Origin of the sequence: Achromobacter sp. LC458, assembly GCF_001005835.2 — a bacterium.
In the GTDB taxonomy this organism is placed as follows: Bacteria; Pseudomonadota; Gammaproteobacteria; order Burkholderiales; family Burkholderiaceae_B; genus Achromobacter; species Achromobacter spanius_B.
In genome coordinates this window covers 1-15,448 of the sequence record NZ_LBHW02000038.1, presented here as the reverse complement: position 1 = coordinate 15,448, position 15,448 = coordinate 1, and the positions used below count along the sequence as shown (strand labels likewise).

At 63.1% G+C, this 15,448-nt stretch carries 15 protein-coding genes; 7 read left to right on the top strand and 8 right to left on the bottom strand.

Going from position 1 to position 15,448, the window contains the following annotated elements; genetic code table 11:
• Positions 1 to 8: 8 nt before the first annotated feature.
• The 3 genes from YH64_RS24060 to YH64_RS24050 all read left to right on the top strand — a co-directional run bounded on the left by YH64_RS24060 (position 9) and on the right by YH64_RS24050 (position 2,132).
• Positions 9 to 767: a TorF family putative porin gene (locus YH64_RS24060; RefSeq protein ID WP_046803397.1), complete on the top strand. Its 759-nt coding sequence runs from the start codon at positions 9 to 11 to the stop codon at positions 765 to 767.
• Positions 768 to 909: 142 nt separating this feature from the next.
• Positions 910 to 1,230 carry a hypothetical protein gene (locus tag YH64_RS24055; RefSeq protein WP_046803398.1) on the top strand — a complete coding sequence of 107 codons (321 nt, stop codon included), beginning with the start codon at positions 910 to 912 and terminating at the stop codon, positions 1,228 to 1,230.
• A 2-nt stretch (positions 1,231 to 1,232) separates the two neighbouring features.
• Complete coding sequence (locus YH64_RS24050) at positions 1,233 to 2,132, top strand: 4-hydroxy-tetrahydrodipicolinate synthase (RefSeq protein ID WP_046803399.1); 900 nt, start codon at positions 1,233 to 1,235, stop codon at positions 2,130 to 2,132.
• Here YH64_RS24050 and YH64_RS24045 read toward each other — a convergent pair.
• From YH64_RS24045 to icd, 3 genes are all read right to left on the bottom strand, one after another.
• Positions 2,065 to 3,651 (bottom strand): methyl-accepting chemotaxis protein, encoded by a 1,587-nt coding sequence (locus YH64_RS24045; RefSeq protein WP_046803400.1) that lies wholly within the window; start codon positions 3,649 to 3,651, stop codon positions 2,065 to 2,067. The genes YH64_RS24050 and YH64_RS24045 overlap by 68 nt on opposite strands.
• A 245-nt stretch (positions 3,652 to 3,896) precedes the next feature.
• Positions 3,897 to 5,174: an O-antigen ligase gene (locus tag YH64_RS24040; RefSeq protein ID WP_046803537.1), complete on the bottom strand. Its 1,278-nt coding sequence runs from the start codon at positions 5,172 to 5,174 to the stop codon at positions 3,897 to 3,899.
• Between the two features lie 121 nt (positions 5,175 to 5,295).
• Positions 5,296 to 6,552 carry an NADP-dependent isocitrate dehydrogenase gene (gene icd, locus YH64_RS24035; RefSeq protein ID WP_006217809.1) on the bottom strand — a complete coding sequence of 419 codons (1,257 nt, stop codon included), beginning with the start codon at positions 6,550 to 6,552 and terminating at the stop codon, positions 5,296 to 5,298.
• 201 nt (positions 6,553 to 6,753) lie between these two features.
• Here icd and YH64_RS24030 point away from each other — a divergent pair, with 201 nt between their 5' ends.
• Positions 6,754 to 7,179, top strand: coding sequence for a DUF1841 family protein (locus YH64_RS24030; RefSeq protein WP_046803401.1), 426 nt, complete (start codon positions 6,754 to 6,756; stop codon positions 7,177 to 7,179).
• A 47-nt stretch (positions 7,180 to 7,226) separates the two neighbouring features.
• On the opposite strand, the gene YH64_RS24025 is transcribed toward YH64_RS24030, so the two are convergent.
• Entirely contained in the window at positions 7,227 to 7,589 is a 363-nt protein-coding gene (locus tag YH64_RS24025; RefSeq protein WP_046803402.1) for a cytochrome c, read from the bottom strand.
• A gap of 10 nt (positions 7,590 to 7,599) precedes the next feature.
• Positions 7,600 to 7,953, bottom strand: a complete 354-nt coding sequence (locus YH64_RS24020) for a cytochrome c (RefSeq protein WP_046803403.1) — start codon at positions 7,951 to 7,953, stop codon at positions 7,600 to 7,602.
• A 176-nt stretch (positions 7,954 to 8,129) separates the two neighbouring features.
• Here YH64_RS24020 and YH64_RS24015 point away from each other — a divergent pair, with 176 nt between their 5' ends.
• Positions 8,130 to 9,011, top strand: a complete 882-nt coding sequence (locus tag YH64_RS24015; protein ID WP_046803404.1) for a MoxR family ATPase — start codon at positions 8,130 to 8,132, stop codon at positions 9,009 to 9,011.
• 23 nt (positions 9,012 to 9,034) lie between these two features.
• Entirely contained in the window at positions 9,035 to 10,207 is a 1,173-nt protein-coding gene (locus YH64_RS24010) for a VWA domain-containing protein (RefSeq protein WP_046803405.1), read from the top strand.
• A gap of 40 nt (positions 10,208 to 10,247) precedes the next feature.
• Here YH64_RS24010 and YH64_RS24005 read toward each other — a convergent pair whose 3' ends face one another.
• The 3 genes from YH64_RS24005 to YH64_RS23995 all read right to left on the bottom strand — a co-directional run bounded on the left by YH64_RS24005 (position 10,248) and on the right by YH64_RS23995 (position 12,145).
• Positions 10,248 to 10,802, bottom strand: a complete 555-nt coding sequence (locus YH64_RS24005; protein WP_046803406.1) for a GNAT family N-acetyltransferase — start codon at positions 10,800 to 10,802, stop codon at positions 10,248 to 10,250.
• A gap of 115 nt (positions 10,803 to 10,917) precedes the next feature.
• Positions 10,918 to 11,295, bottom strand: coding sequence for a hypothetical protein (locus YH64_RS24000; protein ID WP_046803407.1), 378 nt, complete (start codon positions 11,293 to 11,295; stop codon positions 10,918 to 10,920).
• A gap of 250 nt (positions 11,296 to 11,545) precedes the next feature.
• On the bottom strand, positions 11,546 to 12,145 hold the full coding sequence (locus YH64_RS23995; RefSeq protein ID WP_046803408.1) for a GNAT family N-acetyltransferase: 600 nt from the start codon (positions 12,143 to 12,145) through the stop codon (positions 11,546 to 11,548).
• 98 nt (positions 12,146 to 12,243) lie between these two features.
• Here YH64_RS23995 and YH64_RS23990 point away from each other — a divergent pair, with 98 nt between their 5' ends.
• Positions 12,244 to 15,000: a pitrilysin family protein gene (locus YH64_RS23990; RefSeq protein WP_046803409.1), complete on the top strand. Its 2,757-nt coding sequence runs from the start codon at positions 12,244 to 12,246 to the stop codon at positions 14,998 to 15,000.
• The last annotated feature ends 448 nt before the right edge of the window (positions 15,001 to 15,448 follow it).

The following is a 15,448-nucleotide window of genomic DNA, read 5'->3' as shown; positions in this document are numbered from 1 at the left end:
AGCATTCCATGTCCCGCAATTCCTTGGCCGCGCTGGCGCTGCTGACGCTGGCCGCCACCGCCCAAGCCAATGACGCCCCGGTCGCCACCGCCGCCCCCGACTTCACTTTGTCCGCAAACCTCGGCCTGACGAGCCAATACCGCTATCGCGGCCTGATGCAGTCGGACAACAAACCCGCCGTGCAAGGCGGCTTCGACCTTGCCCACCGCAGCGGCTTTTATCTGGGCAACTGGAATTCCAGCATCAGCTGGCTCGGCGACAGCAACCCCGACGTTTCCGCCCCCGTGGAAATGGATTTCTACGGCGGCTACAAGGGCAATGTGGCCGACGGCGTGCCCGTGGACCTGGGTGTCTTGCAGTACTACTACCCGGGCGATTTCCCGTCCGGCTACACCAGCCCCGACACCACCGAACTCTACGCCGGCATCGGCTATGGCCCGGTCATGTTCAAGTATTCCATTGCCATGACCAACCTGTTCGGCTTTGCCGACAGCAAATACAGCCAATACTTCGACCTGAGCGCCAACGTCGACACCGGCGTGTGGGGCCTGACCCTGAACGCCCATGCCGGCCGCCAGATGGTGAAAAACGTGGACAACGGGTCGTATACCGACTGGAAGCTGGGGCTGACCAAGGACTTTGGACAAGGCCTGTCGGTATCGCTGGCCTACCTGGACACCAACGCGGATCGCGCCGTCTATACCAACACCCGCGGTCGCGACATGGGCCGCGCGACAGGCGTGCTGTCCTTGACCAAAATTTTTTGATCCCCCCGGGCGTTGACGCGATTTTTACGCGCCGCGCCCGCTTTTATCGGCGCGGTTTACGGCGCCCTTCCTATAGTGGAATCGTCATCAACCAACCGATACGCGGATCGCCGCAAGCAGCGCCTTCCGCCCCGCCCCCGCCATGATCGCCCAACCCAATTCCTCTGGCCCCGCCTTGCTTGCCCCCTTTCCCGCGCCTGCTCAGGCGCGCAACGAACAGGTGGCGCTGACGGTCAGAATCGATACGCTGGATGCCTTGAACGTGCGCCTGGCGCTGCATCGGGCCCTTGGCACGCGCATCGGCATCTATTTGCTGTCGGTGGACCACGCCCGCGCGCAAAGCACGCTGCAATTGCAATGCAGCCGGGACCAACTGGATGACATGATGCAAGCCGTCATGCGTGGGCTGCCGCAGGCCGAATTCGGCACCGTGCGCCCGGCCGCCACCCTGACGGGGCAATAACCATGGACATGCCCGTCACCCCCCGCTTTGAAGGCATCTGGCTGCCGATGATCACGCCGCTGCGTGGCGGCTATGTAGACGCGGACGCGGCCCAGGCGCTGGCCCGCTATTACCGCAACGCGGGCATCGCCGGGCTGGTGCTGTTCGGGTCGACCGGCGAAGGCAACTTGCTAAGCCTGTCCGAAAAGATCGACATGGCGCAGGCGATCAACAGCGATCCGCACGCGCTGCCGCTGGTGTTCGGCGCGGGCGGCGTGGACACGCGCGGCGTGGCCACGGCCATCCGGCGCCTGGACAAGCTACGGCCGGCGGGCTATCTGGTGCCGCCGCCTTATTATCTGGGCCCATCGCAGGCGGGCATTCTTTGGCATTACCGGCAGATCGCCTGGGCCACCGATCGCCCCATCATCCTGTACAACATCCCCAAGCGCACCGGCGTGACGATGACGGTGGAAACCATGGAAACACTGGCGTCCTTGCCCAATTTTTCGGCGGTGAAGGAATGCGATGCGCCCGTGCTTGCCGCCCTGAATGCGCGCGGCAAGCTGGATGCGCTGTGTGGCGACGACTTGTCCTTGCTGGACCACTGGCTGGCCGGCGGACACGGCGCCATACCGGCCGCCGCGCATCTGTTTCCCGAACGCCACGTTGAAATCATGCGGCTGGCGCGCGCGGGTCAGGCCGACGCCGCCCGGGCGCTATTCGAACCGCTGCGCGCGTTGATCCGGCTGCTGTTCGCCGAACCGAACCCCGCGCCGATCAAGCGTGCGCTGGCCATGCAAGGCCTGATCGCCGACGAACTGCGCATGCCCATGATGCCCGCCAGCCGCGACCTTACGCCGCGGCTGCAACGAGCACTGGGCGCAATGCAGGCGCTGCCGAGCCGCTTGCAGACAGCTTGAATACCGACACGGCGCGCGCCAGGCCATCGGCCTGATCGTGCAGGGTCGAGGCCGACGCGGCAAACTCTTCGACCAGTGCGGCGTTCTGTTGCGTCACGCTGTCCAGGTGCGTGACGGCCTGGTTGATCTGTTCGATGCCCGTGCTTTGTTCAGCCGACGCCGTGGCGATTTCCCCCATCAACGGCGCGCTGGTGGCCGCCGATTCCAGCACGCTGCCCATCGTGGCGCTGGCCTGCCCCACGCGTTCGCTGCCGCGCGCCACCGAGTCGGACGAGGCTTCGATCAGGTCCTTGATTTCCTTGGCGGCCGTGGCCGAGCGCTGCGCCAAGGCCCGCACCTCGCCCGCCACCACCGCAAACCCACGCCCCTGCTCGCCCGCGCGCGCGGCTTCCACCGCCGCGTTCAGGGCCAGGATGTTGGTCTGGAACGCAATGCCGTCGATCACGCTGATGATCTCGCCGATGCGCTGCGAGCTGTGCGAGATCTCGCGCATGGCGTCGATGGCGTGCTGCGTTTCTTCGCTGCCCTGACGCGCCAACTTTGCCGACTGCGCGGCCAGCGCGCTGACTTCGCGCACGTGTTCCGCGCTTTGGCGGGCAGTAGCCGTAATTTCTTCAACGCTGGCCGCCGTCTGTTCCAGCGCGGCCGCCTGCTTTTCGGTGCGGTCCGACAGGTCCAGGCTGCCCGCCGCGATCTGGCGCGAGGCCGCCGCGATGGAGCCGGTCGATTGCACGATGCTGCGCAAGGCCACTTCCAACCGTGTCTGCATGCGCCCCATGGCTTCGAACAGCTGCCCGATTTCGCCACGATGGTTGCCGGATACCTCGCCTGCCAGATCGCCGTTGGCCACGCGTTCGCACAGCGCCACGGCCTCGTCCAAGGGGCGGATCACATGGGTGTGGAAAAAACGCAGCGCCGCCAACAGCAACAACACCAACAGACCGATGGTGGCCCCGCCCTGACGCCAAAGCGTCTGGTAGAACGCGGCGTCCACATCGTCTACATACAGGCCCGTGAAGACTAGCCAGCCCCATTCCGCGTCGTAGGTTGCGTAACTGATCTTCGGCAGCGCTTCCTCCGCGCCGGGCCGTGGGAAGCGGTAGTGCACATAGCCGCCGCCCGCCTTGCCGCCGGCATACAGCCGCTGGAATATGGGCAGCCCGTCCACGTCCTTGATGTCACGCACCTTGGTGCCCACCAATTTCGGGTCAGGGTGCACCAGCAAGGCGTAGTCATCGCCGAATGCGCCCACATAGCCGTCGGCGCCATAGCGCAGTTGCGACAGGCGCCTGGCCACGTTGCGCTTGGCCTCGGCCAGCGGCATGCCTTCGCTGACGCTTTGCTTGCCGTTGCGCAAAATGCCGGCCGATAGGTCCAGCACGTGCCGCAGTTCCGTCTTGCGGTCCTCGACCATTTCACCCCGACGCTGCCACGCATCCCAGGCGCCCAGCGCCAGCACGGCCGCGCCTATCGCGAAAACGAACCACAACAACTCTCTGCGCAGACTGGAGTTCTTCACCGGATTTCCTTGTAGTGCTTGTCATGCCCACTGCGCGCCTGAAACGATAGACGGCAAAATGTGACTGTTTATGTATTTGCGATTTGTCAGGATACGAAGAAGACGCAGGGTTTTCACCAAGCGCGCGCGGGCTTGTTGATCTGGCGCAAGCGCCGGGCGCAAAAAAAAACGCAAGGCGCGGGACGCCTTGCGTTTTGTTCGGTGCGGGCCCGGCGGCTGGATGCCGGGTCGTCAGGGATGGGAGGTCATGGCCGCGGGGGCACCGGCTGCGGTGTCACTGCCTGCTTGGTCGGCCGCGGCGTCGTCAGCGCGATCAGCGTGACCACGATCAGCGAGTAATTGGGCACGCTGCGCATGTTGCGGAACATCATCTCGGTCAAGCTGAACGCGCAATAACCCAGGCAGAACAACAAGCCCAGCTGCGCTCCCACCCGTATCACGCGGTCGTCGCTGGCCATGCGCCGGAAGAAAACGGCGGCCGGCACCAGATACAAGGTCAGAATGGTCATCAAGCCCAGCAAGCCATATCCGGACAACGCACCCAGCATATCGTTGTGAGGCTCACCGAAGCCTTCAACCACCTCTTGCGTCACGATCCCCTGCGTCTGCAAGTGCCGCAACTCTTCGCGGAACATGCTGGGGCCCACGCCCACGATGGGGCTTTTCTGGAACATCAGCAGCGACGCATGCCACAGCTGCAAGCGGATGCCAAACGAGGTATCGCGGTTGGACGACGTGGCAAACCCCTGCACGTCGGACGTGATCTCGTGCATGCGGCTGCTGAACGTCCAGATGGCGGCGGCGCTGGCGGCCAGCGCCACGCACAGCGCCAGCGCGCAATACACCTTGTGACGACGGCTCCAGTTGCGCAGGCCCAGCAGGAATACCAGCGCCAGAATCGGCAGCAACATCCAGCTGCTGCGCGTCTCGGACTGCCACGTGGCGTAGACGGTCAGCAGCACCACCGCCAGCTTCACCGCCATTTCGATGCGCGGCCAGCGCGTACAGGCGCCAAAGCCCATCGACAGCAAGGTCATGCCGCCTAGCAGCAGAGTCAGGTTGGCGAACGCCACCGCGTTATAGCGCCCGCCCACGTCCACCATGCCGTTGCGGCCCACCGTCGCCATCGTGACGATCAGCAGCATGGCCCCGCCGAAGGCGCCCACCAGCACGCTCCATTGCACCGCCTTCAACCACGGGCGCGGCGCACGCAGCAGCAGCCACAGCACCGGCAGCGCCAAGGCGAAGCGCAACAGCTTTTCAAGTTCGGAATTGCTCCACACGCCGCGCACCGCCGACGTGATGAACATACAGGCCAGGGGCAGCAGCAGCACCAGCGACATGGGCCACAAGGCCCGGAAGTCCATGGGCTCGTAGCGCTTGACGGCGTTCACGGCCAGCGCGGTCAGCGCAATCAGCGCGCTCAGATAAAGAACGGCGGGGCCGCCCACCGGGCTGGTCAACGCCAGCGCGGGAACCAGCAATACAAGCCAGGTGGCTAGGGATACATACAGTCGGGGCACAGCGATCAACCTGGAAAGAGCAGCGTAAGCGCCAGCGCGCTTCATGCGGATACGTTAGACAAAACCCGCCCGCCATGACGGCGGGCGGGTTCAGCGGACCATCTTGATACGAACCGCGGGTTTACATGTTTTCGATCATGACCTGGCCGAAGCCCGAGCACGACACCTGCGTCGCCCCTTCCAGCAGGCGGGCAAAGTCATACGTGACCTTCTTGGACAGGATGGACTTTTCCATGCTGGAGATGATCAGGTCGGCCGCTTCGGTCCAGCCCATGTGGCGCAGCATCATTTCGGCCGAGAGGATTTCGGAACCGGGGTTCACGTAGTCCTTGCCGGCGTACTTGGGCGCGGTGCCGTGGGTGGCTTCGAACATGGCAACCGAATCCGACAGGTTGGCGCCCGGGGCGATGCCGATGCCGCCCACCTGCGCGGCCAGCGCATCCGAGATGTAGTCGCCGTTCAGGTTCAGCGTGGCGATCACATCGTATTCGGCCGGACGCAGCAGGATCTGTTGCAGGAAGGCGTCGGCGATCACGTCCTTGACGATGATCTCGCGGCCCGTCTTCGGGTTCTTGAACTTGCACCACGGGCCGCCGTCGATCAGCTGCGCGCCAAATTCCTTTTGCAGCAGCTCGTAGCCCCAGTCCCGGAAGCCGCCTTCCGTGAACTTCATGATGTTGCCCTTGTGCACCAGCGTCAGCGACGTGCGGTCGTTGTCGATAACGTACTGCGCGGCCTTGCGCACCAGGCGCTCGGTGCCTTCGCGCGACACCGGCTTGATGCCGATAGACGAGGTGTTCGGAAAGCGGATCTTCTTGACGCCCAGCTTGGTCTGCAGGAACTGGATCAGTTCCTTGGCCTGTTCGCTTTCGGCCATGTATTCGATGCCCGCATAGATATCTTCCGAGTTCTCGCGGAAGATCACCATGTTGGTCTTTTCGGGTTCACGCACCGGCGAAGGCACGCCCTTGAAGTACGCCACCGGGCGCAGGCAGACGTACAGGTCCAGTTGCTGGCGCAGCGCCACGTTCAGCGACCGAATGCCGCCGCCCACCGGGGTGGTCAGCGGGCCCTTGATGGACACCACGTAGTCTTTGACGACTTCCAGGGTTTCATCGGGCAGCCAGACGTCCGGGCCGTAGACCTTGGTGGCCTTCTCGCCGGCATAGACTTCCATCCAATGGATCTTGCGCTTGCCGCCGTAGGCTTTTTGCACCGCGGCATCGACAACCTTGATCATCACCGGGGTGATGTCAGCGCCCGTGCCGTCGCCTTCAATGAAGGGAACGATGGGCTGTTCAGGCACATTCAGCGAGAAATCAGCGTTGACCGTGATTTTCTGGCCGCCAGCGGGAACCTTGATATGTTGGTAGGACATGAATGCTCCATTTGCTCCGGGTGGTTTTTCTGCACGCGCCGCATCGAAAAGCGTCCGATTCCGCAGGGAAAAACCCCTGTCTGACCGCACACCGGATGGCGGATAGCAACCAATTCTATATCGCAAAGGGTTCCCGGCAACCGGCGGCCATCGGGCGCGCGGTAAAATAATGCGTCCATAGACCGCATTGCGCCCCCACCGATGTTCAATCCCTCACGCGACCAAGTCCGCGAATTCTTTATCGACACCTGGCGCAAGCACCGCGCCAACGAGGTGCTGACCCCGCTCGAGGCCATCGCGCTGGACTGGATCATCGAGCATCCCGAATACCACGGGGACCTTGAAAGCCCCGAGGCCATGACCATGGAATACGCGGTGGAAAAGGGGCGCACCAACCCCTTCCTGCACCTGTCCATGCATTTGGCCATCGCCGAGCAGTTGTCCATCGACCATCCGCCCGGCATCCGTCTGGCTTACCAGCAGTTGACCGCCCGCTCGGACGCGCACCATGCAGCCCATGAAATCATGGAATGCCTGGGGCAAGTCGTATGGGAGGCGCAGCGCCTGGGCACGCCGCTGGACAGCGACACCTATATCGATCTGATCCGGCGCCGCGCCAGCCTTTGATGCTTGCTTTGACGCTTATGTAGCGTGCAACGCGCAAGCGTTATGGCTTATTTGCGTACGCCCAGGTCGCTGGGCTGAGACGCGAGCCATGCCGACACGTTGGAAATATCCTGGTCGGACAGCTGCGTGGCAAAGGCGCCCATGATGGGGTTCTTGCGCACGTTGGCGGTGGCCGCGCTGCCCGAGGCGCCGCGTTTGTAGGCCTTCAGCGCATGCGACAGGTAGTCGGCATGCTGGCCGGCCAGCGTGGGGTAGGCCGGGTCTACCGCGGTCTTGGCGTCGGCGCCGTGGCACGACGCGCAATTGAATTTGTCGAAAACGGCCTTGCCGGCCGCCAGGTCCTGCGCCTGGACGGAGGCGCCCGCCATGGCGAAAGTCGCGCCCAGAAGGGCAAGCATCGTGCGATTCATTGTTTGCCCCTTATTTCAGATTCGAGTAGTACGCGGCCAGATCGGCGATGTCCTGGTCGGACAGGCTGCCGGCAATGGCGTCCATCGTGGGATGGCTGCGCGCGCCTTTCTTGTACTCGTTCAGGGCGGTTTCGATGTATTTGGCGTTCTGGCCAGCAATCATCGGCACGTGATACAGCTCGGGGAACGTCGCCTTGTAGCCTTCGATGCCGTGGCAGCCGATGCACATGGAGACCTTGTCGCGGGCGTTTTGGATATTACCGACAGGCGCTGCGTCGGCAGCAACAGCCTGACCGGCGATCGCACAGGATGCCATCGCGGCCAACACGTAAACCGTGCACTTCAGAGAGGTTCGCAACTTCATTGGAATGGCTCTTCTTGGTATGGCTTAAGGACTAGGGCCTGCTCACACGTCGGCCCCCTGCAAACACGTTGCGGGTCGAACCCAACTGCAAAACCGCCTGATTGTACGATAATTGCTCAGGATTAATACCTTGCGATGGGTATTGATCACCGTCAATCCTCGGAAGCCATAAGCCAATGTCCGCAGCCCAGTCCGCACACTCCGCCTCGCCTGCCCGCTTCAACGGGACCGACAGCTACGTCGCCACCGATGACCTGAAACTGGCCGTCAACGCCGCCCTGACCTTGCAGCGCCCGCTGCTGATCAAAGGCGAACCCGGTACCGGCAAGACCATGCTGGCCGAAGAGGTGGCGCGCGCGCTGGGGCGGCCGCTGCTGCAATGGCACATCAAATCCACCACCAAGGCGCACCAGGGCCTGTACGAATACGACGCCGTCTCGCGCCTGCGCGATTCGCAGCTGGGTGACGAAAAAGTCCGCGATATCCGCAACTACATCGTGCAAGGCACCCTGTGGCAAGCCTTCCAGGCCGATGAGCCGGTGGTGCTGCTGATCGACGAGATCGACAAGGCCGACATCGAATTTCCCAACGACTTGCTGCGCGAACTGGACCGCATGGAATTCCATGTGTACGAAACGCGCGAGACCATTTCGGCGCGCCATCGCCCGCTGGTCATCATCACGTCCAACAACGAAAAAGACCTGCCCGACGCGTTCCTGCGCCGCTGCTTTTTCCACTACATCCGCTTCCCCGACCGCGACACCATGCGGGACATCGTGGCCGTGCACTATCCGCACTTGAAACAGGACGTGCTGCGCGCGGCGCTGGACACCTTTTTTGCGCTGCGCGATGCGCCCGGCCTGAAGAAAAAGCCGTCTACCTCGGAACTGCTGGACTGGCTGCGCCTGCTGCTGGCCGAAAACGCCACGGCGGCCGAGATCGACGCCCACACAGCAACCGCCGTGCCGCTGATGGCCGGCGCGCTTCTGAAGAACGAGCAAGATGTGCACCTGCTGGAACGCCTGGCGGCCATGACCCGCGGCGGCCAGCGCCGCTGATCTTGCAGCCACCGGCGCACCCTATGCTGATCGACTTTTTCTATCACCTGCGGGCGCACAAGCTGCCCGTCTCGGTCAAGGAATACCTGACCCTGGTGGACGCCCTGCGCCACGACCTGATGGCGCCCACGCTGGACGAGTTCTACTTCCTGGCGCGCGCCACGCTGGTCAAGGACGAATCGCTTTACGACCGCTACGACAAGGCTTTCGGCGCCTATTACAAGGGCATCGAAGCCGCGCTGCCGCCAGGCAAGGAAATTCCGCTGGACTGGCTGATCAAGCAGTTTGAAAAGAACCTGACGCCCGAAGAAAAAGCGGCCATCGAAAAGCACGGCTGGGACAAGCTGATGGAGCTTTTCAAGGAACGCATGCAAGAGCAGAAAGAGCGCCACGCGGGCGGCAGCAAATGGATCGGCACCGGCGGAACGTCGCCGTTCGGCAACGGCGGCTACCACCCAGAGGGCATTCGCGTGGGCGGCGCGTCGGCGGGCAACCGGTCGGCCGTCAAGGTCTGGGACATGCGCCAGTTCAAGGACTACGACGACCAGGTCGAACTGGGCACGCGCAACTTCAAGGTGGCGCTACGGCGCTTGCGCCGCTTCGCGCGTCAAGGCGCCGAAATGGAACTGGACCTGGACGACACCATCGCCAGCACCGCGCGCAACGCCGGCCACCTGGACCTGCGCATGGTGCCCGAACGCCACAACACCGTGAAGGTGCTGATGTTGCTGGACGTGGGCGGCAGCATGGACGACCACATCGGCCGCGTCGAAGAATTGTTTTCAGCGGCGCGCAGCGAATTTCGCAATCTGGAAGTCTATTACTTCCACAACTGCCCGTACGAAAGCCTGTGGCAAAGCAACCGCCGCCGCCAGAACGAACGCTTCGACACCTGGGATGTGCTGCGCAAGTACAACCCGGACTGGCGCCTGATCATCGTGGGCGATGCCACCATGAGCCCGTACGAAATCCTGCAACCGGGCGGGTCCGTCGAGCACTACAACAAGGAACCCGGCGCCCAATGGATGCGGCGGTTGCTGGACGCGTGGCCCAAGTCGGTATGGCTGAACCCCGAGCCCACCGCGTCGTGGCAGTATCGGCAGTCCATCGCGCTGATGCGCGACATCATGCAGGACCGCATGTACCCGGTCACCGTCGCCGGCCTGGAACAGGCCATGCGGATGCTGTCCAAGTAAGGGGTTGCGGTAACGGCGCGCGGTAAGGCCCTGCGGGGCGTCAGCCGTCGACCGGCTGCTCGGGCGTGTCCAGCGTCAGTTGATAAAACGCCAGATCCAGCCAGCGGCCGAACTTGAACCCGGCCTGGCGAATCGTGCCGGAATGCGTGAAGCCCAGCTTTTCGTGCAGGTGGATGCTGCCTTCGTTCGAGGCGTCGATGCCGCCGACCAACACGTGCACCTGGTTGGCGCGCGCACGTTCGATCAACACCCGCATCATCGCTTCGCCCAGCCCCTTGCCACGAAAACGCGCGTCCACGTAAACGGAATGCTCGACCGAATACTTGAACGCGGGCCAGGCACGGAAGGTGCCGTAGCTGGCAAAGGCCATCAACTCACCGGCCTCGTTTTCGAATCCCACTACCGGAAAACCGCCCTGCTGCTTGGCCTGGAACCAGCCTTGCATGGCCTCTGGCGGACGGGGCTTGTAGTCGTACAACGCCGTGGAATTGACGATGGCGTCGTTGAAGATGGCCAGTATCTGATCGGCATGGCGCGCATGCGTGCAATCAACCAGGGTGGCGCCTGGTGGGACGTGGATGTCGGGCGAGTTCATGGCGCGAAATTGTACTGTCACGAGCCGCGTCGATAGCATCGGCCGAAAGCGTCCGCACAAAAAAAAGACCGGCGAATCCGCCGGTTCAATGAGGTGTTGCCGCTTCTGGCCACTCTCAGGCGGCGCGGCTCTCCACTGATCGGTTGTTGGCGAACGCATGCCGCAGGCCGGGACATTGGCGCCAGGACAGGTCGTCGCCGTCCATATCCAGGTCAAAGAGATCGTTCGCGGCCGGCCAGGGGTGGCTGCGCGTCGCCGCGCCTTCCATCTCGAGCACGTGCCCGGCAAACCCACGGGGCGAACCACCGCACTCGGCAAAATAACGTTGGGCGTTCAGGTCCACCACATAGGTGGTCATATCATGGGTCAGTATGGCCACGAATTGGCCGTCATCACTGGCATAGGCGTACTGAAACTGTCCTTTGATGCCGTCGCCGTTCAGGGCGCTACCGGTCAATTGGGACAAGGCACGCGTGACGATTTCGGTCAGCATGGGTCGTTCCTCCGAAAAATGCGCCGGCAGGATGCCGGCAGCGAAGGCGCGAACGACAAGCACCGGCGCCGCGCTTGCAGCGGCGTCTGGCGTTGGACGGGAAGCCGGGTAGACGGCTGTCGCGCATCCCGTCGGCAACAGCTACTACGTGTTGAAAAGCTTACACCCGCAAGCCGGGCAAGCTCAAATTTGCCTTGTGCACGAACGGTGTTGCGGTGCAGCACCCTGTGACGACGCCACTTTCGGCCGATTATGCGGCTGCAACCGGCACGCCGCCTATCTCTGCGTCACCGTTATTCTGGCGCAGCCATTGCTCGCGGCGCAGTCGATACAGCACGTGCTCGCGCAGCTTGTGCCCCTCGGGCAAGGCGGGATGATCGAACGTACCTGGCTCGGCCTGCATGCCCAGACGCCTCATCACTGCCTGCGAACGCTGGTTGCCCACGGCGGTGAACGCCACGATTTCGGGAAGGTGCACCTGGCCGAAGCCCACGCGCAGCGCCGCCTCGGCCGCTTCGCTGGCGTAGCCCCGCCCCCAAAAGGGACGAGCCAGCCGCCAGCCCACTTCCACGCCTGGCGCAAACGGAAGCAGGGCCGGCAACGGCTTGATGCCGACAAAGCCGATGAACGGCGCCGCGCCAGGCGCTTCCACCGCCCAAAAGCCCCAGCCGTGCTCGTCGATGCCCGCTGCCAGCCGCTGGGCCAGCGCATCGCTTTTTTCGGTGGAAAGCGGGATCAGGAATTCCGTTACGCAAGGGTCGGCATTCATGGCGGCGAAGGGCTTGCGGTCGTCCGCCCGCCATTGCCGCAGCACCAGACGCGGTGTTTCTACTTCAAGAGATAACGACATGTCGCACTTCCTTGTCTTGCGCCCAGGTCCGCAGCCCCTGAACCATTGCCAACGTATACACTCCAACGGATTCTGCCATGCCAAAGGAATTGTCTGCCATGCGCCTGTCCCTGTCGAAGCTGCCGCGCCCGTTGGGTGCGCTGCTGTTCTCCTCCTTCCTGGCCTTCCAGGCCGGCGCCGCCAATCTTCCGGCCGGCGTTTCGGAGGCCGCCTCGGTTGAAGGCATCACCGAATATCGCTTGGCCAATGGCCTTCGGGTGCTGCTGGTACCCGACGAATCCAAACCATCCACCACGGTCAACATGACGTACCTGGTCGGCTCTCGCAACGAGAACTACGGCCAGACCGGCATGGCTCACCTGCTTGAACACATGCTGTTCAAGGGCACGTCCACTACCCGCAACGCCATGGGCGAGTTTTCGCGCCGAGGCTTGCAAGCCAACGGGTCCACCTCCAGCGACCGCACCAACTACTTCGCCAGCTTTGCCGCCAACCCCGACACCTTGAAGTGGTATCTGGGCTGGCAGGCCGACGCCATGGTCAATTCCTTGATCGCCAAGGAAGACCTGGATTCGGAAATGACCGTCGTCCGCAACGAAATGGAAAGCGGCGAAAACAGTCCTTCACGCATCCTGATGCAAAAGATGCAGGCCGCCGCCTACCAGTGGCACAGCTACGGCAAGAACACCATCGGCGCGCGCTCCGACGTCGAAAACGTAGACATCGGCCAGCTGCGCGCCTTCTATCACGAGTACTACCAGCCCGATAACGCCGTGCTGATCGTGGCCGGCAAATTCGACCCGCAAGCCACCCTGGCAGACATCGAGCAAACGCTGGGCAAGCTGCCCAAGCCCGAGCGCAAGCTGCCGCCCGAATACACCGTGGAACCCGTGCAGGACGGCGAACGCTCCGTCACGCTGCGCCGCACGGGCGGCACGCCGCTGGTTGCCGCGATGTACCACATCCCCGCCGCCGGCAGCCCCGACTTCGTGCCGCTGGACCTGGCCACCGTGATCTTGTCCGACACGCCGTCGGGCCGCCTGTACCACGCGCTGGTCGCCACGAAAATGGCCTCGGGCGTATTTGGCTTCACCATGGAAAACCGCGATCCGGGCCTGGCGATGTTCGGCGCGCAGTTGCCGCCCGGCAAAGACCTGGACGCCGCCATGAAGACGCTGACCGGCACGCTGGAATCGTTGGGTAAAAAGCCGTTCACTCAGCAAGAACTGGACCGCGCCCGCAGCAAGTGGCTGACCGCATGGGAACAAACCTACAGCGATCCCGAGCAAGTCGGCGTGGCGTTGTCCGAAGCCATTGCGGCCGGCGACTGGCGCTTGTTCTTCTTGCAGCGCGACCGCGCCCGCAAGGCCACGCTGGCTGAAGTCCAGCAGGCGGCCACCACGTACCTGCTGCAAAGCAATCGCATCGAAGGTCGTTATATCCCCACCGAAAAGCCGCTGCGCGCTCCGCAGACGCAACGCGTGGACCTGACCGCCGTGTTCAAGGACTACAAGGGCGACCCGGACTTCAAGGCCGCCTCGGCATTCGATCCCACGCCGGAAAACATCGACAAGCTGACGCAAAGAAAGAAGCTGGACCTGCCCAACGGGCCGGTTCAACTGGCGCTGTTGCCCAAGGCTACGCGCGGCAACCGCGTGCAGGCGCAGATGCTGATCCAGTTCGGCAACGAGAAAGACCTGCGCGGGCAACGCGTGAACGCCAGCGCGGTGGCCGACTTGCTGATACGCGGCACGGCCAAGCTGTCGCGCCAGGACATCCAGGATCGGCTGGACAAGCTCCAGGCTGAACTTGGTTTCAGCGGCGGCGGCACCACGCTCAAGATCGCCATGTCGACCAAGGGCGAAAACCTGCCCGAGCTCACTGCCCTGGCGCTGGACATCGTGCGCAACGCCAACTTCCCGAAAGAGCAGTTGGACGAATACCAGCGCCAGCTGGAAACGTCGATCCAAAACGCCATGACCGAACCGTCAGCCCTGGCCGGACGCACCCTGGCCCGCCAGGACAATCCGTGGCCCGTGGATGACCTGCGCTACGTGCCCACGTTCGAAGAGTCGCTGACGAATGTACGTGGCCTGAACCGCGACGCGCTCGTCAAATTCCACGCCAAGTTCTACGGCGCCGGCAAGATCGAGTATTCCGCCGTCGGCGACTTTGAACCGGCGGCCGTCGAAAAGGCCATCAAGACGGGCCTTGCCGGCTGGAAGAAGGCGCCTGCCTACACGCGCGTGCCCAACCCGTATCGCGACATCCCCGCCAAGCAGTTCGATATCGACACACCTGACAAGGCCAATGCGTTCTACTTGTCGCGCATGCCGCTCAAGCTGCAAGACACCGATGCCGACTACGCGGCACTGTATCTGGGCAATTACCTGTTCGGTGCGTCGGAAACGTCACGCTTGTGGAATCGCGTGCGCGAGACCGAAGGGCTGTCGTACAACGTGCGCAGTTCGTTGTCGGTGTCCTCGTTCGAACCCAGCGCCAGCTGGACCATGTACGCCATCTACGCGCCGCAGAATCGTGAACGGCTGGAAAAGGCCATCAACGAGGAACTGGCTCGCGTGCTGAAAGACGGCTTTTCCGACAAGGAAATCACCGATGGCATCAACGCGCTGCTCAACTACCGCAACCTGGCGCGCGCGCAGGACGACATCCTGGCCAGCACCTGGCTGGACTATCTGCAACGTGGTCGCACGTTTGAGTGGTCAGCCGAGATGGACAAGAAGATCTCGGCCCTGACGCCTGAGACGGTCAACGCCGCGCTGCGCAAGTACCTGCGTCCCGACGGCTTCAGCACCGCCGTCGCCGGCGACTTCAAGAAGAAAGCCGCGCCTTGACCTGAACCGATCCGGGTACTGCCGGCGCCTGAGCGCGCCGGACCCCGCGGTTACGCCCTAGCCCCTGCCGGATGACGGCAGGGGCTTTTTTGCGCCATCTGCCGTCCCGGCGGTAAGGAAAGTTTCCCTGGAGGGCCGCGACCATGCCAAGACCATGCCAAAAACGGGGAGATTTTTCACTATCACGCTTATTACTCGGTTATTTGGAAAGATGTTTTCAACAAGCAAGGGTTTATCCCAGGTGGGATCAAGCGCAGAATTCAGTCATCGGGAACAAACAACGAACCACGACGGAGGGCCGCCGGATTCGGTCCCCATCCAAGATGACACGGAGGTCTCAATCATGAAAACCCTAACCACCACCCTGTTGCTATCCCTGGCGCTTGTTGGCGTTGGCGCCCAAGCCGCCGGTCTGGAACAAGCCAAGACCCGCGACCAGGTCGTGACC

Bases quoted from the DNA above. Each gene is read 5' to 3' on its own strand.
- YH64_RS23995 (WP_046803408.1), bottom strand. From the start codon at position 12,145: ATGTCGTTATCTCTTGAAGTAGAAACACCGCGTCTGGTGCTGCGGCAA.
- YH64_RS24015 (WP_046803404.1), top strand. From the start codon at position 8,130: ATGTCCGCAGCCCAGTCCGCACACTCCGCCTCGCCTGCCCGCTTCAAC.
- YH64_RS24005 (WP_046803406.1), bottom strand. From the start codon at position 10,802: ATGAACTCGCCCGACATCCACGTCCCACCAGGCGCCACCCTGGTTGAT.
- YH64_RS24020 (WP_046803403.1), bottom strand. From the start codon at position 7,953: ATGAAGTTGCGAACCTCTCTGAAGTGCACGGTTTACGTGTTGGCCGCG.
- YH64_RS24010 (WP_046803405.1), top strand. From the start codon at position 9,035: ATGCTGATCGACTTTTTCTATCACCTGCGGGCGCACAAGCTGCCCGTC.
- YH64_RS23990 (WP_046803409.1), top strand. From the start codon at position 12,244: ATGCGCCTGTCCCTGTCGAAGCTGCCGCGCCCGTTGGGTGCGCTGCTG.
- YH64_RS24060 (WP_046803397.1), top strand. From the start codon at position 9: ATGTCCCGCAATTCCTTGGCCGCGCTGGCGCTGCTGACGCTGGCCGCC.
- icd (WP_006217809.1), bottom strand. From the start codon at position 6,552: ATGTCCTACCAACATATCAAGGTTCCCGCTGGCGGCCAGAAAATCACG.
- YH64_RS24030 (WP_046803401.1), top strand. From the start codon at position 6,754: ATGTTCAATCCCTCACGCGACCAAGTCCGCGAATTCTTTATCGACACC.
- YH64_RS24000 (WP_046803407.1), bottom strand. From the start codon at position 11,295: ATGCTGACCGAAATCGTCACGCGTGCCTTGTCCCAATTGACCGGTAGC.
- YH64_RS24055 (WP_046803398.1), top strand. From the start codon at position 910: ATGATCGCCCAACCCAATTCCTCTGGCCCCGCCTTGCTTGCCCCCTTT.
- YH64_RS24050 (WP_046803399.1), top strand. From the start codon at position 1,233: ATGGACATGCCCGTCACCCCCCGCTTTGAAGGCATCTGGCTGCCGATG.
- YH64_RS24025 (WP_046803402.1), bottom strand. From the start codon at position 7,589: ATGAATCGCACGATGCTTGCCCTTCTGGGCGCGACTTTCGCCATGGCG.